The sequence below is a fragment of the Bradyrhizobium septentrionale genome, from assembly GCF_011516645.4.
Taxonomy (GTDB): domain Bacteria; phylum Pseudomonadota; class Alphaproteobacteria; order Rhizobiales; family Xanthobacteraceae; genus Bradyrhizobium; species Bradyrhizobium septentrionale.
The window spans coordinates 6519599-6543249 of the sequence record NZ_CP088285.1; the positions used below are offsets into that span (position 1 = coordinate 6519599).

20 protein-coding genes and 1 pseudogene are annotated in these 23651 nt (G+C 64.6%); 19 read left to right on the plus strand and 2 right to left on the minus strand.

Going from position 1 to position 23651, the window contains the following annotated elements; genetic code table 11:
• Window positions 1-233: 233 nt before the first annotated feature.
• From HAP48_RS32705 to HAP48_RS32745, 9 genes are all read left to right on the plus strand, one after another.
• Window positions 234-1628 carry an amidase gene (locus HAP48_RS32705; RefSeq protein ID WP_166203987.1) on the plus strand — a complete coding sequence of 465 codons (1395 nt, stop codon included), beginning with the start codon at window positions 234-236 and terminating at the stop codon, window positions 1626-1628.
• Between the two features lie 13 nt (window positions 1629-1641).
• Window positions 1642-2637, plus strand: coding sequence for an acetamidase/formamidase family protein (locus tag HAP48_RS32710; RefSeq protein WP_166203988.1), 996 nt, complete (start codon window positions 1642-1644; stop codon window positions 2635-2637).
• A 77-nt stretch (window positions 2638-2714) separates the two neighbouring features.
• Complete coding sequence (locus tag HAP48_RS32715) at window positions 2715-3908, plus strand: urea ABC transporter substrate-binding protein (RefSeq protein WP_224496711.1); 1194 nt, start codon at window positions 2715-2717, stop codon at window positions 3906-3908.
• A gap of 94 nt (window positions 3909-4002) precedes the next feature.
• A complete protein-coding gene (locus HAP48_RS32720) occupies window positions 4003-4869 on the plus strand; it encodes an ABC transporter permease subunit (protein WP_166203989.1) in 867 nt (288 codons plus the stop codon).
• Between the two features lie 13 nt (window positions 4870-4882).
• The gene (locus HAP48_RS32725; protein WP_166203990.1) at window positions 4883-5956 is read left to right on the plus strand and encodes a branched-chain amino acid ABC transporter permease; all 1074 of its coding nucleotides are present in this window, start codon (window positions 4883-4885) and stop codon (window positions 5954-5956) included.
• 3 nt (window positions 5957-5959) lie between these two features.
• Window positions 5960-6679: an ABC transporter ATP-binding protein gene (locus HAP48_RS32730; RefSeq protein ID WP_166203991.1), complete on the plus strand. Its 720-nt coding sequence runs from the start codon at window positions 5960-5962 to the stop codon at window positions 6677-6679.
• Entirely contained in the window at window positions 6669-7379 is a 711-nt protein-coding gene (locus tag HAP48_RS32735; RefSeq protein ID WP_166203992.1) for an ABC transporter ATP-binding protein, read from the plus strand. The genes HAP48_RS32730 and HAP48_RS32735 overlap by 11 nt, the downstream gene beginning before the upstream one ends.
• Window positions 7380-7442: 63 nt before the next feature.
• Window positions 7443-8204, plus strand: coding sequence for an SDR family NAD(P)-dependent oxidoreductase (locus HAP48_RS32740; RefSeq protein WP_166203993.1), 762 nt, complete (start codon window positions 7443-7445; stop codon window positions 8202-8204).
• A 16-nt stretch (window positions 8205-8220) separates the two neighbouring features.
• Entirely contained in the window at window positions 8221-9624 is a 1404-nt protein-coding gene (locus HAP48_RS32745; RefSeq protein ID WP_166203994.1) for an amidase, read from the plus strand.
• Between the two features lie 7 nt (window positions 9625-9631).
• Here HAP48_RS32745 and HAP48_RS32750 read toward each other — a convergent pair whose 3' ends face one another.
• Both HAP48_RS32750 and HAP48_RS32755 read right to left on the minus strand, forming a co-directional pair.
• Window positions 9632-10705 (minus strand): ABC transporter substrate-binding protein, encoded by a 1074-nt coding sequence (locus tag HAP48_RS32750; protein ID WP_224496712.1) that lies wholly within the window; start codon window positions 10703-10705, stop codon window positions 9632-9634.
• Between the two features lie 177 nt (window positions 10706-10882).
• A pseudogene (locus tag HAP48_RS32755) lies at window positions 10883-12130 on the minus strand (serine hydrolase domain-containing protein).
• 188 nt (window positions 12131-12318) lie between these two features.
• On the opposite strand from HAP48_RS32755, the gene HAP48_RS32760 reads away from it, so the two are divergent.
• From HAP48_RS32760 to HAP48_RS32805, 10 genes are all read left to right on the plus strand, one after another.
• The gene (locus tag HAP48_RS32760) at window positions 12319-12993 is read left to right on the plus strand and encodes a helix-turn-helix transcriptional regulator (RefSeq protein ID WP_166203995.1); all 675 of its coding nucleotides are present in this window, start codon (window positions 12319-12321) and stop codon (window positions 12991-12993) included.
• Window positions 12994-13017: 24 nt separating this feature from the next.
• Window positions 13018-13176 carry a hypothetical protein gene (locus HAP48_RS32765; RefSeq protein ID WP_166203996.1) on the plus strand — a complete coding sequence of 53 codons (159 nt, stop codon included), beginning with the start codon at window positions 13018-13020 and terminating at the stop codon, window positions 13174-13176.
• 875 nt (window positions 13177-14051) lie between these two features.
• Entirely contained in the window at window positions 14052-15629 is a 1578-nt protein-coding gene (locus HAP48_RS32770) for a gamma-glutamyltransferase family protein (RefSeq protein ID WP_166203997.1), read from the plus strand.
• A 112-nt stretch (window positions 15630-15741) separates the two neighbouring features.
• Window positions 15742-16743, plus strand: a complete 1002-nt coding sequence (locus HAP48_RS32775) for a helix-turn-helix domain-containing protein (RefSeq protein WP_166203998.1) — start codon at window positions 15742-15744, stop codon at window positions 16741-16743.
• Between the two features lie 129 nt (window positions 16744-16872).
• Complete coding sequence (locus HAP48_RS32780) at window positions 16873-17874, plus strand: SphA family protein (protein WP_166203999.1); 1002 nt, start codon at window positions 16873-16875, stop codon at window positions 17872-17874.
• 251 nt (window positions 17875-18125) lie between these two features.
• Entirely contained in the window at window positions 18126-19793 is a 1668-nt protein-coding gene (locus tag HAP48_RS32785) for an amidohydrolase (RefSeq protein ID WP_166204000.1), read from the plus strand.
• Window positions 19793-20881, plus strand: coding sequence for a CobW family GTP-binding protein (locus HAP48_RS32790; RefSeq protein ID WP_166204001.1), 1089 nt, complete (start codon window positions 19793-19795; stop codon window positions 20879-20881). The genes HAP48_RS32785 and HAP48_RS32790 overlap by 1 nt, the downstream gene beginning before the upstream one ends.
• A 31-nt stretch (window positions 20882-20912) precedes the next feature.
• Complete coding sequence (locus HAP48_RS32795) at window positions 20913-22226, plus strand: ABC transporter substrate-binding protein (RefSeq protein WP_224496713.1); 1314 nt, start codon at window positions 20913-20915, stop codon at window positions 22224-22226.
• 1 nt (window position 22227) lies between these two features.
• Window positions 22228-22959, plus strand: coding sequence for an ABC transporter ATP-binding protein (locus HAP48_RS32800; protein ID WP_166204002.1), 732 nt, complete (start codon window positions 22228-22230; stop codon window positions 22957-22959).
• Window positions 22946-23644, plus strand: a complete 699-nt coding sequence (locus HAP48_RS32805) for an ABC transporter ATP-binding protein (protein WP_166204003.1) — start codon at window positions 22946-22948, stop codon at window positions 23642-23644. Before HAP48_RS32800 ends, HAP48_RS32805 begins: the two co-directional genes overlap by 14 nt.
• The last annotated feature ends 7 nt before the right edge of the window (window positions 23645-23651 follow it).

Here is a 23651-nt window from a genome sequence, read left to right on the forward strand (position 1 = left end):
CGATGACGTCCCGGTCGCCGTGCAGAGTGCTCCGTTCGATCCCGGGCCCAATGCGATAGTTCATAGCCGCGGCATTTGAGCCATTCGTCACCTTCGTTTCGGAGGGGCGGGTGGCTTTTTGCTTTTGCCGCTAAACAAATTGGCGACACCTCCGTGTCGCCAAGCCGGAGGCGCATGCGCGGTGATGGGCAGTGCCTGCGCTTGCGTCATGTCAAGTGCGGGGATGCGAGACGATGACGGAACTTCACTATCTCGGGCTGATCGAGGTCGGGCAGCAAATCCAGGCGAAGAAGCTCTCGCCGGTCGAAGTGACCAAGGCGATGCTCGGGCGGATCGAGCAGCTCGACGGCAAGCTCAAGAGCTACGCCTATGTGATGGCCGATGCGGCGCTTGCGGAAGCGGCGGCGGCCGAAAAGGACATCGCGTCCGGCAAGGTCAAGGGTCCGCTGCACGGCGTACCGATCGCGATCAAGGACCTGTGCTGGGTCAAGGGCGCTCCAGCCGCGCACGGCATGACCATCCATCGCGATTTCCGGCCGAGCGAGGACGCCACGGTGGTCGCGCGGCTGAAGGATGCCGGCGCCATCATCCTCGGCAAGCTGCAGCAGACCGAGGGCGCCTATGCCGATCATCACCCGAAGATCGATCCGCCGAAGAACCCGTGGAATGCCGATCTGTGGTCGGGCGCGTCCTCGAGCGGTTCCGGCGTCGCCACCGCAGCGGGGCTTTGCTTTGGGTCGCTTGGAACCGACACTGGCGGGTCGATCCGCTTTCCCTCGGCCGCCAACGGCATCACCGGGCTGAAACCGACCTGGGGCCGCGTCAGCCGCTACGGCGCCTTTGAACTTGCGGCCACGCTGGATCACATCGGCCCGATGGCGCGCAGCGCGGCCGATTGCGGCGCGATCCTCGCCGTGATTGCTGGCCAGGATCCCAAGGACACCACGTCGGTGCCGCTGGCCGTGCCGGATTATCTCGCTGGTCTCACCGGAGACCTGCGCGGCGTGACGATCGGCGTCGATCGGCGCTGGACCAGCGAAGGCACCGACGATGCCGCCGGCAAGGTGCTCAGCGAAGGTTTGCGTGTTGCCGCCGATCTCGGTGCGAAGATCAAGGACATCACGTTCCCCGATCCCAAGGCCGTGATCGAGGATTGGTTCCCGTTGTGCGGCATCGAAGTGGCTGTGGCGCACGAGGAGACCTATCCCGCGCGCAAGGACGAATACGGCCCCGGGCTTGCGGGCCTGCTCGACCTCGGCCGGGCGCAATCCGGCATGGACTATCAGAAGATCGTGCTGCGGCGCGAAGCGTTCCGCGGCGCGGTGCGGCTGCTGTTCGAGACGGTCGATCTGATCGCCGTCCCGGCGCAGGCATTTGCCGCGCCGACGCTGGCCAAGATGGCCGCGCTTGGCGAGGACGCGTCGCTGATTGCCGGGTTGCTTCGCTTCACCTGTCCGTTCGACATGACCGGAAGTCCGACTGTGACGCTTCCCGGCGGTTTCGCGCCGGGCGGTGGTCCCGTCGCGTTCCAGTTCGTCGGCCGTCACTTCGACGAGGCAAGTCTCGTTCGTGCAGGCGATGCCTTCCAGCGCGTCACCGACTGGCACAAGAGCCATCCCGCGATCTGAAGGAGCCGTTCGTATGACCGAAGACTGGTTGAAGAGTTCCATCATGGCAAAGCGGGCTGTCGCCAAGGGCGCGACCGGCACGACCCATAGTTTGACGATCGAGCAGCAGGGCGGCTTCCACTACGTCTATGGACCCTATGCGAAGCCGACGCTGTCGATCGATCCCGGCGGGGTGGTGGTCGTCGAGACCGAAGACGCCTTCGGCGGCGTGCTCACCAGCGAGACCGACAGCCCGACGGCGAAACTGAATTTTCCTTACCTGAACCCGCAATGCGGGCCGATCGCGGTCAAGGGTGCCAGGAAGGGCGATTGCCTTGCCGTTTATATCCGCGACGTCGAGACCCGCGGCGCACAGCCGGCAGGCACCACCTGCATCATTCCGGAGTTCGGCGGTCTGGTCGGGACCGCATCGACAGCACTGCTCAATCCGCCGCTGCCCGAGCGGGTGAAAAAGCTGCATGTCGACCGCAACGGCATACGCTGGAACGACAAGATCACGCTGCCCTACGAGCCCTTCATCGGCACCATCGGGGTGTCGCCCGAAATCGAGGCAATCTCCTCGCTGCAGCCCGACTATCACGGCGGCAACATGGATCTGCCCGACGTCGCACCTGGTGCGATCATCTATTTTCCGGTGCATACCGAAGGCGGCATGCTCTATGTCGGCGACTGCCACGCCACGCAAGGCGATGGCGAGCTCTCAGGTGTCGCGCTCGAGCAGCGCGCGACCGTCACGCTGCAGGTCGATCTGATCAAGAACTGGAGCTTTGCCTGGCCGCGGCTCGAGACGCGCGACTTCATCATGACGATCGGCAGCGCACGGCCGCTCGAAGATGCGGCGCGTATCGCCTATCGCGAGTTGGTGCGGTGGATGAGTGCGGACTACGGCTTCGACGAGATCGACGCCTACATGCTGCTCAGCCAGGCCGGCCGCATGCGGCTCGGCAACATGGTCGACCCCAAATACACGATGGGGGCGTCGATTCTGAAGAATTACCTCAAGGCGTGACTTCCAACATCCTTTAACGAGAGGACATCGCGATGATTTCGGGGCGTGTAGTCGGAATAGCTTTGCTTGGTGCCGTGATGGCGACGGCAGCAATAGGTAGCGCCCGGGCAGCCGAGCCGCCGTTGAAGATCGGCTTGCTGGAGGACGTCTCCGGCGACCTTGCATTCATGGGTATGCCCAAGCTGCACGGATCGCAGCTGGCGGTCGAGGAGATCAACAAGAGCGGCGGCATTCTCGGGCGGCAGATCGAGTTGATCCATCTAGATCCGCAGGGCGACAATGCCCGCTACCAGGAGTTCGGCCGCCGGCTGCTCAATCGCGACAAGGTCGACGTGTTGATCGGCGGCATCACCTCGGCCTCGCGCGAGGCATTGCGTCCGATCGTCGATCGCACCACGACGCCGTACTTCTACACCAACCAGTATGAAGGCGGCGTTTGCGACGCCAGCATGATCAGCATGGGCGCGGTGCCGGAGCAGCAGTTCTCGACCCTGATCCCCTGGATGGTCCAGAAGTTCGGCAAGAAGGTCTACGTCATCGCCGCGGACTACAATTTCGGCCAGATTTCCGCGGAGTGGAACCGTAAGATCATGAAGGATCTCGGCGGCGAGGTCGTGGGCGAGGAATTCATCCCGCTCGGCGTGTCGCAGTTCGCGCAGACGATCCAGAACATCCAGAAGGCAAAGCCGGACTGGCTGCTGACCATCAATGTCGGCGCCGCGCAGGATTCGTTCTTCGAGCAGGCGGCTGCCGCCAACCTCAATCTGCCGATGGGGTCTTCGATCAAGGTCATGCTCGGCTTCGAGCACAAGCGGTTCAAGCCGCCGGCGCTCAACAACATGCATGCGACCGCCAACTGGTTCGAGGAGATCGACACCCCCGAAGCCAACGACTTCAAGAAGCGCTGGCACGCCAAGTTCCCCGACGAGCTCTACATCAACGACATGGGCTACAACGCCTACAATGCGCTCTACATGTACAAGACGCTGGTCGAGAAGGCGAAGTCGACCAAGCTCGAGGACATGCGCAAGGTGATCGCGTCAGGCGATGCCTGCATCGACGCTCCCGAGGGCAAGGTCTGCATCGATCCGAAGAGCCAGCATACCTCGCACCGCATGCGCCTGATCTCGGTCGGGCCCAAACATGAGGTAACCGTCGAGAAGGACTACGGGACGATCCAGCCGTACTGGTTGGGCGAGATCGGCTGCGATCTCACCAAGAAGAACGACAAGGACCAGTACACGCCGAGTCATCTTCCCAACAAATCGTGACGCGCGCGGGCACGATTCTTGCTCGTGTTGTGCATTACGATTTTGAACCGAGCCGGCGCCGCAATGATGCGGCGCCGTGATCACGGAGACCGGAATGTCGGCTGAACTCTTCTCGTTATTCTATCAGTTCGCCGACGTCTTCGCGTTCCTGATCCTGTCGGCTGCAGGCCTTGCCATCGTGTTCGGCATGATGGGCGTCATCAACATGGCGCATGGCGAGTTCATCATGTGCGGCGCCTATGTGACCGTGGGGCTCGTGAACCTCGGCGTGCCGCTTCCGATCGCCCAGATTCTGGCCGCACTGACCGCGGGGATCATCGGCATGATTGTCGAGTTCCTGATCGTCCGCCGCTTCTACAAGCGTCCGCTCGATTCACTGCTCGCAACCTGGGGCCTCAGCCTGATCGTGACGCAGTCGATGCTGTTGATCGTCGGTTCCGCGGTGCGCGGCATCGGAACGCCCGAAGGAAGTTTTGCGATCGGGGGCTACACGTTCTCGACTTACCGACTTGTGCTGTTCGGCTGTGCGGTGGCGGTGCTGGCCGGCCTCTACATCATCTTCATGAAGACGCGCTTCGGGGTGATCGCGCGCGCAACGATGCAGAACGCGGCCATGGCGAAGGCGCTTGGCGCGCGCACGGGGCGCATCTATTCCATCAGCTTCGGGATCGGCACGGCGCTCGCGGGGCTGTGCGGCGCGCTGTACGCGCCGACCATGACGCTGATCCCGACCATGGGCGCGACCTTCGTGGTCGAGAGCTTCGTCACCGTGGTGATCGGCGGCGCCAATGTCCTGCTCGGAACCGCGCCGGCGGCGGTGTTCCTGGCGATGATCAGGATGGCGCTGAATGCGAGTTATGGCCAGATCATCGGGCAGATCGGCATGCTGTTTGCCGTCATCCTGATCATACGTGTGTTGCCTGAGGGACTATCCAGCGTGCTGGTTCGCCGTGGCCGCTAGACGGGAATTTTGGATGTTCAAGCTGCTCGATGGTCCGCAGACGCTCGGACGAGGCAAGATCTTCTGGTCCTGTTTCCTTGCCGTGCTGGTGGGCGCGCTGATCTATCCGTTGTTTGCCGACTCCTATGATGTCGGTAACTTCGCCTACTTCCTGATCTGGATCTTCATGGCGCTCGGCCTCTGCCTGATGTGGGGGTACGGCGGCATGCTGTCGTTCGGCCAGACCTTCTTCTTCGGCATCGCCGGCTACGGCTACGGCGTGCTTGCCATCAACATGGGCGGGGGAACGGCGACGATCGCCGCGCTCGTTCTCTCCGTCCTCATCGCGATGATCGCGGCCGGGATCCTCGGCTACTTCATGATCTGGGGCGGCATCAGCGGGATTTTCTTCGGCATCGTGACGCTGTCGGCGACCTTGGTGCTTGCCTTCTTCCTCGGGCAGACGGCCGGACCGGAATGGCATATCGGTCCGGCCCGGCTGAACGGCTTCAACGGCATGAAGGGGATGGACCCGCTCACCGTCCGCGATTTCACCATCGAAGGATCGGCGCTCTATTACGTCATGATCGCATTGATCGTGATCGTCTACATCGCGCTGCGCATGCTGGTGAACTCGAGCATCGGCAACGTGATCGTGGCGACGCGGGAAAATCCGCAGCGCGCGGAAATGCTCGGCTACGACGTCCGCAAGTATCAGCTGCTGACATTCGTGATCGGCAGCGGCCTGGCAGGGCTGAGCGGCGCGCTGTACACGTCCTGGGGGCAGTTCATTACGCCTTCCAGCATCGGCCTGCCAGCGGCGGCGATGCCGATCGTATGGGTCGCGTTCTCCGGACGCAACGATCTGACCGCGACCCTGGTTGGATCGTTCCTGCTGCTGTTCGGCTTCCAGACCATCACGGTCTATAGCCAGCAGGCGGCGCTGGTGTTGATGGGCGTGCTTCTGCTCGCCACCGTGATGTTGGCGCCGCAGGGATTTGTGCTCGGTATCGGCAAGCTCGTCGTCGATTGGTGGTCCCGCCGCCGGCGGCGCGACGAAGGCCCCGCGCTGGCGGACGCCGGCCGTCTGCAATCGGATGAGACCTGAATCATGGCACTGGTCGATGTGAAAGGCGTATCCAAGCGGTTCGGTGGATTGACCGCCGTCTCCGACGTCGACCTGACGGTCAATGTCGGTGAGGTCCATTGCCTGATCGGGCCCAACGGGGCGGGGAAGAGCACGCTGTTCAAGCTGATCGTCGGCCTCTACCCGCCGACCGCGGGCAGCATCTTCTTCGACTCCATCGATATCACCAATGAGCGTCCCTACGCGCGGGTGCAACGCGGCATGAGCATCAAGATGCAGGCGCCGAGCGTGTTCAAGGAACTGCCGGTGCGGCAGAACATCCAGATCGCGCTCCAGGAACGGCTTTCGGGCGCCGAACGCAGCGTCGAGGAGGAGCGGCTGTTGTCGCTGCTCAATCTGGCCGACGACAGCGGCAAGCTCGCGGGGGCGCTGTCGCATGGCCAGCAGCAATGGCTCGAGATCGGCATGGCGCTGGCGTTGCAGCCGCAACTCCTGCTGCTGGACGAGCCGACCGCCGGCATGTCGCCGGAGGAAACCTACAAGACCGGCGAACTGATCAAGTCGTTCAATGCCGAGGGCATGACGGTGCTGGTCGTCGAGCACGACATGGCGTTCGTGCGTCAGGTCGCGCAACGTGTCACTGTTCTGCATCTTGGCAAGATCGTTGCGCGCGGCAGTCTGGAAGCCATTCTTGAAGACGAGAAAGTCGCGGAAATCTATCTGGGTAAGACCCATGCCCACTGATCGCATTCTGGACGTGTCGGGACTCTGGGCCGGCTACGGCGCGACGCCGATCCTGCAGGGCGTCAGCATGTCGGTCTCGCGCGGCGAGATCGTCGGCGTGATCGGCCGCAACGGCGTCGGCAAGTCGACCCTGATGCGATGCCTGATCGGCCTGCTGCAGAGCTGGCGCGGCACCATCACCTTCATGGAGCAGGACGTGACGCAGCTCGAGGCCGACGCGCGGGCGCGCGCCGGCTTCGGCTACATCCCGCAGGGCCGCGACGTGTTCCCGCAGATGAGCGTCGAGGAGAATTTGCAGGTCGGCGAGCTGATCGGCGGACCCGACGGCAAGAAGCTGCCGGAGCTGGTCTATACGTATTTTCCGCGCCTCAAGGAGCGCCGGCGGCAGATCGCCGGCACCATGTCGGGCGGCGAACAGCAGCAGCTTGCGATCGGCCGGGCGCTGATCGGCAACCCGTCGCTGATGATCCTCGACGAGCCGTCCGAGGGCATCCAGCCGTCGATCGTGCAACACATTTGCGAGGCGCTGCAATCGTTCCGCACCGAGCTTGGGACGACGATCATCTTCGTCGAGCAGAATCTCGACACCATCCTGGCGATCGCCCAGCGCTGCTACATCATGGAAAAGGGCAAGATCACGCGATCGCTGGCCGGCGAGGAGGTCAATGCGGACAATGTCCGCGCGCAGCTGTTGCTTTGATCGGTTACGCCGCGTGGTGAGGTACAGCGTGTTTAACAATCGATAATAATGGAGGGAATGGACATGGATCTCGGACTCAAGGGAGCAAAGGTTCTCGTCACCGGCAGCACCAAGGGCATCGGCAGGGCGATCGCCGACACGTTTGCGGCTGAAGGCGCCAATGTCGGGATTTGTGCGCGTAACCAGGGTGACGTCGACGCCGCGGTCACCGCGATCAAAGCCAAGGGCGTTGCCGCGTTCGGCAGTGCCGTCGACGTCTCGAACGGGCCGGCGTTGAAGGCCTGGGTCGCCGACATGGCGTCCAGGCTCGGCGGCATCGATGTCGTGGTCGCCAATGTCAGTGCGCTCTCGATCGGGCAGGACGAGGAGAGCTGGGAGAAGGAATTCTCCACCGACATGATGGGGACGGTGCGGCTCGTCAACGCGGCGATGCCGCATCTTGAGAAGAGCGGCGCCGCCGCGATCGTCACCATCGCCAGCGTGTCGGGGCGCGAGGTCGATTGTGCCAGCGGTCCTTACGGGACGTTCAAGGCCGCGATCATCCACTACACACAGGGCCTCGCCTACCAGCTCGCCGCGAAGGGCATCCGGGCCAATTCCGTGTCGCCGGGCAACACCTATTTCGAGGGCGGCGTCTGGAACATGATCAAGGACGGCAATCCCGAACTGTACAAGACCGCGCTGGCGCTGAACCCGACCGGCCGCATGGGCACGCCGCAGGAGATGGCGAACGCCGCCGTCTTCCTCGCAAGCAAGGCGGCGAGCTTCATCACCGGGACCAACCTCGTCGTGGATGGTGCCTTGACGCGCGGTGTTCAGTTCTAGCCGGGGCCACAACGACATGTCAGCGGATCCATTGCACTACAAATCCATCACCGAGATCTCCGAGCTGTTCCGCCGCAAGGACGCGAAGCCCTCGGAGGTCACGGAGGCGATCCTGGGCCGGATCGCGAAGCTGGATGGCCAGTTTCATGGTTACGCACTCGTGCTTGCGGAGCGGGCGATGGCCCAGGCCAGGCAGTATGATGCGGAGATCGCCAAGGGCATCTGGCGCGGCCCGCTGCATGGCGTTCCGATCGGGCTGAAGGACCTCTGCTACACGACGTTCGCGCCAACGGCGGGCGGCACGACGATCCACGCCAGGTTCGTGCCGTCCTTCAATGCCACGATCGTAGACCGGCTCGAGCTCGCCGGTGCGGTGACGCTCGGCAAGCTCAAGATGACGGAGGGGGCCTATACCAGCCACCATCCGGCCGACCAGGCCCCGCTCAATCCATGGAATGTGAACTATTGGGTCGGCTCTTCGTCGACCGGATCCGGTGTCGCGACGTCGGCGGGGCTCTGCTATGGCTCGATCGGCAGCGATACCGGCGGCTCGATCCGGTTTCCGTCGGCGACCTGCGGCCTGACCGGGATCAAGCCGACCTGGGGCCGCGTCAGCCGGCACGGCATCTTCCCATTGGCGGATTCGCTCGATCACGTCGGACCGATGTGCCGCAGCGCTGCGGATGCCGGGGCGATGCTCGGCGTCATCGCGGGCGCTGACATCAACGACCCGACTGCGTTGCGGGCTCCGGTGCCGAACTATCTGGCCGGCGCAGGCGACGGCATCCGGGGTTTGCGGATCGGCGTTGACCGCAGGTACACCCAGGAGGGCATCGATCGGCAGGTCGTGGTCGCCTTGCTGGAAGCCGAGCGCACGCTCGCCGCTCTCGGCGCCGACATCCGTGAGGTGCATTTCCCGCCTTATCAGAGGCTCGTCAGCCAGTGGATTCCGATGTGCTCGGTGGAGACGGCTGAGGCGCATCTGGACACCTACCCGTCGCGCAAGTCCGAATACGGACCGGATCTTGCGCAAGTGATCGAGCAGGGCAGGTCGGTGAGTGGCGTCGATATTGCCGCGATCCATCACGAACGGCTCAAGTTCAGCGGCAGCCTGGCTGCGATGTTCGAGGATATCGATCTGTTGCTGATCCCGACCATGCCGGTGCCGATCCCGACGCTGACCAAGATGAGCGAATACGGCGCCGACCCGACTGTGCTGCTGAGCATCCTGCGCTTCACGGCGGTGTTCGATTTCTCGGGCAGCCCGACCATCACGCTGCCGATGGGCATGGCGTCGGACAAGATGCCGCTCAGCATGCAGCTGGTCGGTCCGCATCTCTCCGAAGATTTGCTGGTCCGCGCCGGTTGCGCGTTCCAGTCGGTGACGGACTGGCATACCCGGCGACCGCCCGTCGAATGAGGCCTCGTCAACCGGTCTTGTCGACGTTCCAGAACAGCGGCACCGGCGCGCGGACGATGTCCTTCAGCGCTTTCCGCGTCGCGGCCGGCTCATTGTACTGCCCGGTCGGGACGTGGGTGACCACCTCATAGGCGCGTGCCTGGATCTTGTCGGCGAGCGCCTTCTGGTCGGATGGCGCCGCGGTGCGGGCAAAGCCGTCGCGCAGCCGCTCGAGCTCGGCGTCCTCGACCCAGCCGAAGAAGCCGCCGTTCTTGCCCTTGCCGTTGACGCAGGCGTTGCCGTTCGGATTGATCAAATCGGCGCTGGCCCAGGTCGAGTGGTAGAGCGACCAGCCGCCCTCGGCCGGCATCGACTGCTTGGCGCGCCGCGCCACCACCGAACCCCAGTCCATCGCCAGCAGGTTGACGTTCATCCCGATCGCGCGCAGCGCTTCGGCGGTGACGGTGCCGCGCGCCGTGATGATCGGCGCGTCGGTCGCGTGCAGGATCGTGATCGGCTCGCCCTTGTAGCCGCCTTGCTTCAGCAGCTCCTTCGCCTTGGCCGTATCGGCTTTGGTCGACCAGCCGACCGCGCTTTCGAACGGCGTGCCGGCGATGAAGATCGCGGGCGTGACCTTGTAGTAGTCGGAATTGCCGATCTGGGTGTCGAGCCAATCCTTCTGGTTCACGGCGTGCAGCACGGCCTGGCGGATCTCCGGCCGGTCGAACGGCGGCACCAGCCAGTTCATCCGGCACATGCCGGAGAAGCCGAGCGTGTTGTAATCAGTCAGCTCGACATTCGCGGCGCGCGCCAGCATCGCATGATGGTCGTGCGGCGGAACTTCGAAGTAATCGATCTCATCGTTCATCAGCGCGTTGGTTGCGATCTGGAAATCGGGCACGCTGAGCCATTCGTAGCGGCCGATCTTGACGACCTTGCCGCCGCCGGTGCCGTCCGACGGCTCGTCGCGCGAGACGTAGTCCGGATTCCTTTCGTAAGCGGCCTTGACGCCGGGCTGGAACTCCGCGGCTTGATCTCGAATTTCGAATTGGTCGAGAACAGCGTGTCGTGGATCATGTAGCCGTGGTTGCGCGCCGTCCACGCCGTGGTCATGATCGGGTCGGTCGCGCGCAGCGGCGCGTGCATCACCGCCGTAATCGTCTTCGAACTGGCCCGCGCGATGCGCGGCATCGCAATGCCGAGGCTCGCGCCGGCGCCGATCTGCAGGAGGGTGCGCCGGTTGATCGATGGTCCCATGATGTCCCCCTGTCGCAACCGTTCAGGCCTGGCCGCTGAGCCTGGCCGCGATCGCGCGATAGCCGCGCATCCACATGTGATCGAGATCGAGATCCATCGGCAGCGGCTGCGAGGAGAGGCGCGCGATCACGGTCTCATTGACCGGATCGATGTAGATCCACTGGCCATGAATGCCGACTGCGGCAAACGGGGCTTCGCGCCGGTCGAGCGTGTACCACTTGTTGCGGTAATTGCCGTTTGGAAACACTTTCGTCAGGTCGCCGCGCGACCACGCCTCGGCATTGCCGTTGTGCCTGATGTCGTCGATCCACCAGCTCGGCACGACCTGCCGTCCGTTGCTGACGCCGTGATTGCGCATCATCTCGCCGAAGCGGGCGAGATCGCGCAGCGTCGCGCAGATGCCGCCGGCGACGCGGGCTGCGCCACGTGAATCGACGGTGATGTAGGCGTCGTGCTCGGCGCCCATCGGCTGCCACAGATAGTGCGAGAGGATCTTTGCATAGGACATGCCGCAGGCGCGCTCATAGACCCAGCCGAGCACGTCGGTGTTGGTCTAGACGTAGTGGAAGGTCTGGCCATGCGGCGTGCCGTTCGGCCGCAGCGTGCGCAGATAGTCGCGCAGATTGCTCGGCGGAATGGTGGGATCCGGCGGCTCCCAGCCGGTCGAGCGGCGGTAATTGATGACGTCGCCGTCGCGCGCCATGTAGTCCTCCTCGAAGCGGATGCCGACGCTCATGTCGAGCAGATGCCGCACCGTGCAGCCGCCGCCATAGACCGATCCCTCCATCTCCGGGATGTAGCGCGTCACCGGCGCGTCGACGTCGAGCTTGCCGCGATCGGCCAGGATGCCGCCGAGTGTTCCGGCGACCGACTTGCTGACCGAGAAGATCAGATGCGGGGTGTCGGGCGTGAGGCCGTGGGCATACCATTCGAAGGCGATTTGCCCGCGATGCGACACCACGATGCCGTCGGTGTGGCTCGCGCGCAGCGCCTGGCCGACGCCGACCGTCTCGCCGCGCGGGTTTGCGAAGCTGACGTCGTCGAGATAGCGCGGCGCAAAGGACAACGGCGCCGGCACTGAGGCGCGCGCGATGTTTGCGGTGGGCAAGAGCTCGCGCACGTTGCGGAAGGCCCATTCGCTGTAGGGATGCTGACGCCAATTGGCCAGCGTGACTTGTTCGTCGGCCGCCGGAGGGAAGGCGGCCATGATGCGACGCGAATTCATTGTTGATCCAGCAATGCCATCGGAAGTTTCACGAAAGTTCCGCATGCGCCGCGCCGCTCGCAATCAACCGGATGGTGGAGGTGGCGGCCGGGTTGCCCCGGTGTAACCGTTTCAAGGATGTGCGTGGCGCGGGCTTGGCCCGCAAATTGCTTGACTAAGCCCTGCGTCTGTCCCAGCGTGCCGAGCACGCGACGCGCAGACGTCCGCCATCGGGAAACATCGGGAGGTAGGTCATGATCGCGCTTCTGGGCCGACCGGATCCGGCGACCACGCAGGCCATTCAGTTCGCGCGCGGCATTCTCGAGGGGTCCGCGACCGCCTTCTACGAGGTCGACGGCAACCTCACCCTCAACCGCTTCGTGCTCAGCAGCAATGTGCCGCCGAGTTTCCACGACCAGTATCTTGCCGGCATGAACCGGCTCGATCCGCTGCATCCGCGCTCCGCGAGCAACCGGCCGATTGCCCGGTTGAGCACAGCCCTCGATCAATGCGCGACCCAGGAGGCGGCGACCTACCGCGCCTTCGCCGGACAGTGCGGCGTCGCCGACATGATCGAGTTCTTCTTCCGCCGCAACGACCGGATCGTGGCCGGAATGAGCGTGCTGTGGGCGCCGGGCTGCACCATTCCCGACGGCAGCATGCACATCGCCGAGAAGATCCACGACTACCTCGAGTTCAACCTGACCAGCCGGCTGTCGTCGAATGCCGACGAGCCGCCGCGCTACGGGCTGACCTCGCGCGAGATGGAGGTCGTCGAGCTGCTGTGCTGCGGCCGGACCAACCGCGAGATCGGCGAGTGCCTGAGCATCGGCCTTGCGACGGTGAAGACGCATTTGATCCATATCTTCGAAAAGCTCGGCGTCGAGACCCGCTCGGCGGTCGTCGCGCTGATGTCACGGCCGCATTAGGGCGCGGGGGTGCGGTGAGGGGCATTGTGCTTCGAATCCGGCGCGGAGTTCGGCCTGTTCATCGTGGCGGATTCTCGTCGAGCTGTTCGTGAGCAACGCTGCCTGTCGTTGACGCTGGGTGGCGCCGCATCCACCACCGTCGTCCCGGCGAAGGCCGGGACCCATACGCCGCAGCAATTGTAGTGAACGGGACTCGTCGTTCCAGCGACGCTCAACAACATCCTTTTGTGATTATGGGTCCCGGCCTTCGCCGGGACGACGTCGAGTGTGTGGCACGGCCAGTGAGTCACACATCTGTATTCTCGCGACATGAATCGTCCGAGTCTGCTTCTTTGTTTCGCCCCCTTCAACAGAGGGCGCAAGGAAAGCCGGGTGCCGATTGCACCCATGGGCCCCGTGCAAAAGTAGAAAGCACGGGGGTAGGACCACAGGTGTAACCGGAAACAACCCGGCTTTCCCTGCGCGATGGGTTACGGCTTATTTCGTGCTCTCCCCGGCGAGACTTGGCTTGCTTGTCACCGCCTTTGCGAAAACGCTCGCGCGTTCTGCAAGGGGACACCTGCCACTAGGGCGTCAGGACCACACGACTTCACCGTCCGCTTCGCGTGCTCTCGTCAGCGACACGCTCGGCGTCCACCGCATCCCACACCGCGTTCGTGACGATCGCGAAGCGCCCCTCGATCGGGTGAGACAGCCAAATCTATACACTGAGTTGGGTCTGCCGATAAACCGAAATATTTTTGCGCGCGGTGATTGACAGGTTTTGCTGAGTTGCCCGTCGGGTTGTCTTGTCGCACATATCTCAGTCATTCCGGGGCGACGCGTCAGCGTCGAGCTCGGAATCCATTCATCCACATTATTTGCGGCCCGATGGATTCCGGGCTCGTGCTTCCCACGCCCCGGAATGACGACGGGGCGCCGCGCCTCGTCCACGTCACCCGATCCACCGTACGGTTGATTGCTGCACCCGCCCGCGCGAGCCGAAAGTTCCCGAAGGACCGGTGTCGTTTTCGACAATGTTGGCGAGCGGCTGCCGCTCAGACATCAGAGGATTCGACATGCGTGATTTCATGGCCGTTGGCCGCTCGGTAGCGGTTGCCGAGCGTGGCATGGCCGCAACCTCGCACCCGCAGGCGACGCTTGCCGCGGTCGAGATGCTCAAGGCCGGCGGCAACGCCGTCGATGCCGCGGTCGCGGCAGTGGCGGTGCAGGGCGTGGTCGAGCCGCAGATGACCGGGATCGGCGGCGATTGCTTTGCGCTGGTTTCGCCAAGGGACGGCGAGCCGATCGCGCTGAACGGCTCGGGCCGCACGCCTGCTGGTACCGATGCGGAGAAATTTGCCGCGGGCGGCGCACGCGACATTCCGCCGACTGCGCCGGAGGCGGTGACGATACCTGGCGCGATCGATGCATGGTGCCGGCTGGTCGCGGACCACGGCAGCAGGTCACTGGAGGAGATCTTCCGGCCGGCGATCACAGCCGCCGAGCAGGGCTTTTGTGTCACGCCGCGCGTCGCCGAGGACTGGCGCCGCTTCCGGGCCCGGATCGAGATCGACGCCAATGCGGCGGCGCAGTTTCTTCCCGGCGGCAGGGCACCGGAGGTTGGCGACATCCGTACCCAACCTGCGCTCGGCCTTACCTTGCGCCGGATCGCGCAACACGGGCGCGACGCCTTTTACGCGGGCGAGACCGCCGACGAGATGGTGGGCATCTTGCGCGAGCTGGGCGGGGCGCACAGCACCGAGGATTTTGCGGCACAGACCTCGGACTATGTGCGCCCGATCTCGGCGCGCTATCACGATCACGATGTGGTCGAGTGTCCGCCGAACGGGCAGGGGCTCGCGGCGCTGATGATCCTGCGGACGCTCGCGGGCTTCGACGTCGCAGCGCTGGCGCAGGCCGATCGCATCCATCTGCTCGCCGAGGCCACCAAGGCCGCTTACCGGGCGCGCGACGCCTTCTTCTGCGATCCCGCCGTCAGCAACGTCGATCCGGCCGCATTTCTTGCTGAAGACTATATCAAGACGATCCGCAGCAAGATCGACATGCGCCATGCCTCCGCGCCCGCGATCTGGGATGACATCGAGCACCGCGACACCGTTTATGTCACGGTGGTCGACCGCGACCTCAATGCGGTCTCGCTGATCAACTCGCTGTTCTATCCGTTCGGCAGCGGCATCTACGCGCCGAAGTCGGGCGTCCTGCTGCACAACCGCGGCTGGAGCTTTCGCGCCAAGCCCGGACATCCCAATTCGCTCGGCCCGCGCAAGCGCCCGATGCACACGATCATCCCGGGCCTGCTCCGCAAGGACGGCAAGACCGTGATGTCGTTCGGCGTGATGGGCGGGCATTACCAGGCGGCGGGCCATGCCAATCTGCTGTCGAACATTTTTGACATGAAGATGGACATCCAGGCGGCGGCCGAGGCGCCGCGCTCCTTTGCCTTCGACGGCGTGCTGTCGCTGGAGACGACGATTTCGCCTGATATCCGCAACGAGCTGCGCGCCCGCGGCCACGATGCGCGCCTCTCCGAGGAGCCGATCGGCGGCTGCCAGGCGATCCGCATCGACCATGCGCGCGGGGTGCTGTTCGGAGCCTCCGACCACCGCAAGGACGGGCTGGCGCTGGGCTTCTGACCAGGTTCGGCTGTGGCCGTAAATTGTTTCTGGAAAGATATAAATCGTCCATCCAAGGGTTGATTGTTGCTACACCCCGCGTTCGCCAAAGCTCGGCGTCGGGGAGCGCTTCATGGCAGCGATTTCCGAAGCAGAGTCTGGCAGGGTAATCGGCGTGTCGGTGGGGGAGTCCGCCGACGCGGCGGAGCATGCCGGCCGGTTCGGCGGCTGGAAGCTGCGCATGGATCAGGTGTCGTCGGGACGGTTCGCCGGACGTCTGGTGAGGATCCGGCTCGAGAGCCTTGAGATCGTCAGGGAGACCACGACGCAAGCGCTGATCAAGCAAGGTACGGCGTGGCCGGATGCGCTGGTGTTCAGCCTGCCGCTGGCGGCGTCAAGCGACGGACATTTCAACGGCCGCTCCCTGGCGTTTCCCGATGTACTGCTCAACGACGGCGTCGATCTGCCGCCGCTGGTGACACCGACCCTGCTGGACGTTGTATCGATTGCGATCGCGCGCGATCATCTTGCGTCATCGCTGGACGCGCTCGGCGAGACGCAGTCGGCGGACCTCGTTTCCGGCTATCGGCAACCGCACCATTCATTCGGTGGGCCGGGATTGCCGGCGCTCCAACAGGGTTTTCGCGAGATCTGCGATCCAGGCCATCAGCTCGAGACGGCGATAAGGTTTTGTCGCACGCGCGCATCGCTCCAGGATATCGTGGTCGGCGCGCTCGCCGAAATCCTGTCGAAGACGTCAAGGGCCGAGGTCAGGGCGGCGACCGCCCAACAGAGACTGGTCGATCGCGTCAGCGACTACATGTTCGCGCATGTCGACGATCCGCCCAACATCGCCGATTTGTGCCGCATCGCCGGTGTAAGCCGCAGGACGTTGCAGGCCTGCTTTCGGGATGCGCTCGGTCTCACGCCGTCGCAATATCTGCGGACGCTGCGGCTGAACGCCGTGCGCCGCGAGTTGCGTGCGCTTGCTGCGGCGGGCCGGCCGATTTCGATCGGCGACGTGGCGGCGCGGTGGGGTTTCTGGCACTGGAGCCGCTTCACCGAAAACTATCGGTTGCTGTTTGGCGAATTGCCCTCACGCACCGTTCAGAACGTGCTTTCCGCCCCACGCTAGCACTTTTTCATTTGCCATGTCGGCGGGCCTGCCGATTCCGGATAACGCCTGCCGGAGATGCTTTCCTAGGTTTGCCGGGAGTTGCAGCGCCGCGTCGCGGCGCAGCGATATCGGGGACGGAGGGGCAACATGAACTTCAACGGACGAGTTACGGCCGCGGCGCTTGCCGTGACAGCGGCGGGCATGACATCAGCCAACGCATTCGAGTTCGGTTACGCGGGTTGGGCGCAGAAGCCGGGCATCACGCTCGGCGGTGGAACGGCCGGCGCGCCGCCGCCCGGGCTGTACAGCTTCAATCAGGTCTTCACCTATCAATCGAACATTGTCGGGCCCGGCGCGCCGAATGTCGGTGGCGTGGCGACGCCGGTCCATGCGGCCGTCGAGGCGTCGGGCTTGCTGTGGGTGCCGGGCTGGACATTCCTCGGCGCAACCTATGATGCGGTCATCGTGCAGCCCTGGATCATGGCCGACGTCGGCTCGCCGGTGAACATCCAGCAGGTCGGCATGCACAACACCTACATTGTGCCGGCCGAACTGAGCTGGAAGCTCGGCGACAGCGGCTTCTTCATCAAGACGGGCCTCGGCATCTACGTGCCGAATGGCTCGATCAGCGGCCCGGCCGGCTTGAGCAACGTCGGCAATCCCTGGTGGACGTTTCAGCCCGAGTTCGTGGTGTCCTACCTGAAGGACGGCTGGAATCTGACGGCGAACCTGTTTCAGGAGATCAATACCAGCAGTTCGATCAGCGGCTATCGCTCCGGCGACGTCCTCCACGCCGAGTTCACCGCCACCAAGACGATCGGCAACTGGACCATCGGTCCCATCGCCTATTACGCGGGGCAGGTCACCAGCGACACGTCGAGCGCGTTCTATAACGGCGCGATCAACGTCAACCGGTACAACATCTGGGCCGGTGGCGGCCTCGTTGGCTACAATTTCGGACCGGCCGCGCTGACCGTCTGGGCGACGCATGAGTTCTCCTCGAACGCCTCCGGCGGCACCGCCGGCCCGCCCGGAATTGATACGGCGTCGATCACCAAGGGCTACTCGGTGTTCGCCAACCTGAGCTTCCGTCTCTGGGCACCGGATGAGCCGGCGACGCCGCCGAAGCGGCCGATGTTCACCAAGTAGCGCAAGCGCCGACATACCCCGCCAGGCAGGTCAAAAGGGAGCCGCGTCGATCGCGCGGCTCCCCGATGGCTGCCGGTTTCCGCCACCTCAATCCGGCAGGCGACGGAGCATCCACCGGACGGTGGATTGTTCCAGACGCCGACATGCCGAACCTTTGGCCATCATGCCGGCGTCGTGCGCGGTTCAGCCCGCTGCACCGCGCGACGAAAGGCTGATCGCTGCAGGCTTTCCCAACCGAGAAGTTGATCCGTATGAGCAGGACATTCGCCGACACGGTCTTCCGCAACGGCCGGATCTACACGTCGAACCGCCAGCAGCCTTGGGCGACCTGCGCTGCGGTCAAGGCCGGCCGGTTCATCGCCGTGGGCGAGGAACGCGATGTTACGGCGCTGGTCGGCGAGGGGACCGCGACGGTCGATCTCGGCGGCCGGATGGCGATGCCGGGGATCGTCGACATCCACAATCACATCATGATGGGCGGGCACGCCGATCTCTACGAGCTGCGCTTCTCTTCCGCCGACAGCATTCCAAGGATCGCCGAGACCCTGCACAAGGCGGCGTCGGCGGCGGCGGCGGGCGCCTGGATCGTCGGCGGGCAGTTCGGCAACAATCTCTTGAACGAGATGAACACCGCGGAGTCCTGCGCGCTGCTGGATGCGGCCTGCCTCGGGCATCCCGTCGTGCTGCGCGACGACAGCTATCACAATCGCTGGGCGAGCTCCGCGGCGCTGCGGCTGGCCGGCGTGCAGGCCGATTCCCCCAACCCGACCGACGGCGAGATCGGCCGCGACCTCAAGAGCGGGACGCTCACCGGGATCATGATCGAGGCCGCCTCGGGCCTGGTGGAGCGGGCGCTCGCCGCCTCTGGGCACTATACCGCGGAGATGGACCGCGCGGCGGTGGCGCGGTCGATCGGGGTCCTCAACACCTATGGCGTCACCGCCTTCATCGACGCCGCCAGCATGCAGCCGATCATGGCGGCGCTGAAGGGGCTCGACGACCGCGGCGAGCTCACCGCCTGGGCGGTCTGCGCGATGCCGGTGGTCGAGCCGGGCTTCATGTTCGGCAAGGCCGGCGAGGAGCTGTTTGCGCTGCGCGAGCAGTATCGCGGCACGCATGTGAAGCCGGACTATGTGAAGGTGTTCCTCGACGGCGTGCCCGGCGCCAAGACCGCCGCCTTCCACGAGCCTTATGTGGCCGATCCCGTGCGCGGCTGCTGCTTCCGCGGCTCGACGATGCTGACGGTACCGGACCTGATCCGCTGGCTCGGACGCTGCGAAAAGCTTGGCCTTGCTGCGAAGATCCATTGCGCCGGCGATGCCGCCGTGACGCAGGCGCTCGACGCCATCGACGTCGTGCGCAATTTCAACGGGGCGACCCATCTGGTGCACCAGATCGCGCATGCGAGCTACATCGCGCCGGACGACATCCCGCGCTTCGCCGAACTCGGCGTCGCGGCCGATCTGTCGCCGATCATCTGGTATCCGACCATCTTCCTCGAGGCGCACAAGGCCGCGATGGGCGAGGAGCGGGCGCAGCGGTTCTGGCCGAACAGGGATTTGAAGCAGGCCGGCGCGCTGATGGCCGGCGGCTCGGACTGGCCGGTGATCCCGATCCCGGATCCCTGGCAGGGCATCGAGGGCATGGTGACCCGGCAAAATCCGACCGGGGATTTTCCCGGCAAGTCGCTGTGGGCCGAGCAGGCGCTCGATCTCGCCACCGTGATCGACATCTACACCATCGACGCCGCGCGCGCGGCCGGGCTCGGCCAGTCGATCGGCTCGATCGAGATCGGCAAATCGGCCGACCTGATCGTGCTCGACCAGATGATCTTCGACATCCCGCCGGACCAGCTCGCCGATACGCGGGTCGAAATGACCTTCTTCGAGGGCCGCAAGGTCTATGAGCGGGGCAAGTGATGGCAGCGGTGGATCAGATCCCGGTCACGGTGCTGACCGGCTTCCTCGGCAGCGGCAAGACCACGGTGTTGAACCATTTGCTGCGCCAGCCAGAACTCAATGGCGTCGTCGCTATCATCAACGAGTTCGGCGAGGTGGCGCTGGATCATCTCCTGGTCGAGAGCAGCGAGGACCGGCTGGCGCTGCTCGACAATGGCTGCATCTGCTGCTCGGTGCGCGAGGATCTGATCGAGACGCTGGCCGATCTCGCTGCCCGCCGCGCCGCCGGGACAATCCCGCCGTTCCACCGCGTGCTGGTCGAGACCACCGGGCTCGCCGATCCCGTGCCGGTGCTACACACGCTGATGACGGCTCCGGATGTTGTCGCCCGCTACCGGATCGACGGCGTGGTCGCGACCGTCGATGCCGTCAATGGTGCGCACACGCTCGAGTCGCACAGCGAGGCCGTCAGGCAGATCGCGGTCGCCGACCGGCTGCTCGTGACCAAGACCGATCTCGCCGCCGATGATGCGCTGGCGCGGCTCGAGGCGCTGATCGCGGCGATCAACCCGGTCGCGGTGCGTCATCGCGTCCGGAACGGGATGGTCGATCCGGCAAAGGTTCTCGATGCCGGGCTGTTCGATCCGTCGGCCCGCTCGACCGATGTCGTGCGCTGGTTCGATCTGGCGTCGCAGGCGGCGAACGCGCCGCACGATCACAGGGATCACCATTGCGACGGCGAGGATTGCGCCCACCATAGCCACCACGCGCACGATGCAGGCGTGTCGTCCTACAGCCTTGTTATCGACGAGCCGATCCAGCGCGATGCGTTCGCACGCTGGCTGGATTATGTCGCGGCGCTCAAAGGCGAGGACCTGCTGCGCTTCAAGGCGATCGTGCATGTCGCCGAGCAGCCGGACGCGCCTGTCGTGGTGCATGGCGTGCAGCACGTCTTCCATCCGCCGATCACGCTGGGCGGCTGGCCGTCGGCGGACCGGCGCTCGCGCCTGGTCTTCATCGTGCGCGGCATCCCGCGCCAGATCATCGAAAACACATTGTGCAAATTCGCTTCCGTGAGCCGCGCGGCGATCCGGCGATCGGCGGCCTAGCTACTTTAGAGATTGTTTCAGGGAGAGGGACATGACCGAGAATTCAAAGACGAACTCGTCCGGCCGGCTCAACCGGCGGACCCTGTTGAAGGCGGCCGGCGCCACCGGCCTTGCGTCTGCCGTGAACGTGCCGCTGGTCAATATCGCGCGCGCCGCGAGCAATACAATCAAGATCGGCTGGGTCGGATGCCTGTCCGGCGTCCGCGCGCCGTTTGCCGAACCCGACACCTGGATCCATGAGCGGATCAAGGCGCGGGTGAAGGACGGCCTGAAGATCGGCGGCAAGACCTATCAGATCGAATTCGTGTTCAAGGACAACCAATCCGATCCGAACCGTTCGTCGGTGGTTGCGAGCGAGCTGGTGCTGCGCGAAAAATGCGATCTCATCCTGGTCGAGGACGGCGACGCCCAGGCGCCGGTGCAGGAGCTGTCGGACGCCCGGTCGATCCCCTCGATCTCGACCATGGTGCCGTGGCAGGGCTGGATGTTCCCGCGCAAGTCGACGCCGGACAAAGGCTTTCCCTACAGCTTCCATTTCTTCTGGGGCGCCGACGACGTCGTCAAGAACTTCCTCGGCATGTGGCAGTCGGTCGACACCAACAAGAAGGTCGGCACGCTCTATATCGACAATCCGGCCGGACAGGCGTTCTCCGATCCGAAGGTGGGATTGCCCGGCGGCATCGCGCAGGCCGGCTATCAGGAATTCTCCGCCGGCAAATTCCAGATCGCGACCGACGACTTCACCAATCAGGTCTCGGCGTTCAAGAACAACGGCGTCGATATCGTCGCCGGCTTCACCTACGGCAATCACTGGGTGACGCTGTGGAATCAGGCGGCGCAGGCCGGCTTCAAGCCGCAGATCTGCACGGTGGCGGCGGCGTTCCTGTTCCCGAGCGCGGTGAATGCGCTCGGCGATCGCGGCGACGGCATGTCGACCGAAGTGTGGTGGACGCCGGCCTATCCCTTCAAGTCGTCGCTGACCGGCCAGAGCGCGGGCGATCTGGCCGCGGAGTGGGAGAAGACCACCGGCAAGCAATGGACCCAGCCGATCGGCTACGCCCATGCGCTCTGGGAGGTCGCGCTGGCGGCGCTGCAGAACAGTGATCCCAAGGACAAGAACTCGCTGCGCGATGCGATTGCCGGCCTCGACATGGAGACCGTCGTCGGCCGGGTGAAGTTCAAGGACAGCCCGATCAAGAGCGTCGCGGTGACCTCGCTGTCGGGCGGGCAATGGCGCAAGACCAAGGGCGGCAAATCGAAATACGAGCTGCTGATCGTGCACAACGGCACGGCGCCGTTCATCCCGAAGCAGGCCGATCTCGCATTGCTGTCCAAGCTGGCCTGAGATGGCACCGCGTCTGCGCGTCAGCGGGCTCTGCAAGCGCTTCGGCGAGATCGTGGTCGCCGACGGCGTCAGCTTCGAGTTGGCGCGCGGCGAATGCCTCGGCGTGATCGGCCCGAACGGCGCCGGCAAGAGCTCGCTGTTGAACCTGATCGTCGGCCTGCTTGCGGCCGACGGCGGTTCGATCATGCTTGACGGCGCTGACATCACCAGCCTGCCACCGCACCAGAGGGCGCGGATGGGGCTCGGGCGGGCGTTCCAGATCCCGCAACCGTTCCCGCATCTGTCGGTCTATGAGAACGCGCTGGTGGCGGCGTCCTACGGCGCGGGCCTGCACGGCGACGCAGCCTGCGCCTGGACCATGCAGGTGCTGCAGCGCACCGGGCTCGACACGAAGGCGGACAAACTCGCGGGCGCATTGCCGCTGATCGACCGCAAGCGGCTGGAATTCGCCAAGGCGCTGGCCTCGAAGCCGAAGCTGATCCTGCTCGACGAGATCGCCGCAGGGCTGACCGAGCCCGAGGTCGAGCGCCTCGTTGCCATCATCCAATCGGTGAAAGCAGATCATGCCATGATCTGGATCGAGCACATTCCGCACGCATTGCGCGCGGTGTCTGATCGCATCCTGGTGCTCGATTTCGGCCGCAAGGTGCTGGAGGGACCGCCGGCCGATGTCATGGACAGCGCGGTGGTGCGCGAGATCTACATGGGATTGAAGGCCGATGGCGTTGCTTGATGTGAGCGGCCTGCAGATATTCTACGGCGATCTCCAAGCCGTGTTCGACATGAATTTCACCGTCGCCGACGGCGAGGCGGTGGCGCTGGTTGGCGCCAACGGCGCCGGCAAGTCGACCTTCCTGAAAGCGCTGGTTGGACTCAACGAGGAGCGGAGAGGCATGGTGCATTTCGACGGCGTCGATATCTCACAGATGCCGGCGGAGGACGTCTCGCGGCTCGGGCTCATCATGGTGCCGGAGGGCCGGCTGCTGTTCGACTCGCTGACGATCGAGGAGAACCTCCTGATGGGCACGGTGAACCGGCGCAAGGGCAGCTGGACGCTGCGGCGGGTGTTCGACCTGTTCCCGATCCTCGAGGAGCGGCGGCGGATGTTTCCCGGCCAGCTCTCCGGCGGCCAGCAGCAGATGGCCGCAATCGGCCGCGCGCTGATGTCGAACCCGCGGCTGCTGTTGTGCGACGAGATCTCGCTCGGGCTTGCGCCCGTAATGGTCGAGCAGATCTATCGCTCCTTTGCCGACATTCGCGGCGAGGGCACCGCCGTCGTGCTGGTCGAGCAGGACGTCAATCGCGCGCTCGCGGCGTCGGAACGGATCTATTGCCTGTTGAAGGGGCGGGTGTCGCTGACCGGCCCGGCGCAGGGGTTGCAGCCCGAACAGCTGACGCATGCCTATTTCGGCAACTAGAAGATTG

What these genes read in the sequence shown, in the direction of transcription:
- HAP48_RS32790 (WP_166204001.1), top strand. Translation starts at nt 19,793, where the DNA reads ATGGCAGCGGTGGATCAGATCCCGGTCACGGTGCTGACCGGCTTCCTC.
- HAP48_RS32770 (WP_166203997.1), top strand. Translation starts at nt 14,052, where the DNA reads ATGCGTGATTTCATGGCCGTTGGCCGCTCGGTAGCGGTTGCCGAGCGT.
- HAP48_RS32725 (WP_166203990.1), top strand. Translation starts at nt 4,883, where the DNA reads ATGTTCAAGCTGCTCGATGGTCCGCAGACGCTCGGACGAGGCAAGATC.
- HAP48_RS32800 (WP_166204002.1), top strand. Translation starts at nt 22,228, where the DNA reads ATGGCACCGCGTCTGCGCGTCAGCGGGCTCTGCAAGCGCTTCGGCGAG.
- HAP48_RS32745 (WP_166203994.1), top strand. Translation starts at nt 8,221, where the DNA reads ATGTCAGCGGATCCATTGCACTACAAATCCATCACCGAGATCTCCGAG.
- HAP48_RS32780 (WP_166203999.1), top strand. Translation starts at nt 16,873, where the DNA reads ATGAACTTCAACGGACGAGTTACGGCCGCGGCGCTTGCCGTGACAGCG.
- HAP48_RS32735 (WP_166203992.1), top strand. Translation starts at nt 6,669, where the DNA reads ATGCCCACTGATCGCATTCTGGACGTGTCGGGACTCTGGGCCGGCTAC.
- HAP48_RS32705 (WP_166203987.1), top strand. Translation starts at nt 234, where the DNA reads ATGACGGAACTTCACTATCTCGGGCTGATCGAGGTCGGGCAGCAAATC.
- HAP48_RS32775 (WP_166203998.1), top strand. Translation starts at nt 15,742, where the DNA reads ATGGCAGCGATTTCCGAAGCAGAGTCTGGCAGGGTAATCGGCGTGTCG.
- HAP48_RS32730 (WP_166203991.1), top strand. Translation starts at nt 5,960, where the DNA reads ATGGCACTGGTCGATGTGAAAGGCGTATCCAAGCGGTTCGGTGGATTG.
- HAP48_RS32710 (WP_166203988.1), top strand. Translation starts at nt 1,642, where the DNA reads ATGACCGAAGACTGGTTGAAGAGTTCCATCATGGCAAAGCGGGCTGTC.
- HAP48_RS32795 (WP_224496713.1), top strand. Translation starts at nt 20,913, where the DNA reads ATGACCGAGAATTCAAAGACGAACTCGTCCGGCCGGCTCAACCGGCGG.
- HAP48_RS32785 (WP_166204000.1), top strand. Translation starts at nt 18,126, where the DNA reads ATGAGCAGGACATTCGCCGACACGGTCTTCCGCAACGGCCGGATCTAC.
- HAP48_RS32720 (WP_166203989.1), top strand. Translation starts at nt 4,003, where the DNA reads ATGTCGGCTGAACTCTTCTCGTTATTCTATCAGTTCGCCGACGTCTTC.
- HAP48_RS32715 (WP_224496711.1), top strand. Translation starts at nt 2,715, where the DNA reads ATGGCGACGGCAGCAATAGGTAGCGCCCGGGCAGCCGAGCCGCCGTTG.
- HAP48_RS32740 (WP_166203993.1), top strand. Translation starts at nt 7,443, where the DNA reads ATGGATCTCGGACTCAAGGGAGCAAAGGTTCTCGTCACCGGCAGCACC.
- HAP48_RS32760 (WP_166203995.1), top strand. Translation starts at nt 12,319, where the DNA reads ATGATCGCGCTTCTGGGCCGACCGGATCCGGCGACCACGCAGGCCATT.
- HAP48_RS32805 (WP_166204003.1), top strand. Translation starts at nt 22,946, where the DNA reads ATGGCGTTGCTTGATGTGAGCGGCCTGCAGATATTCTACGGCGATCTC.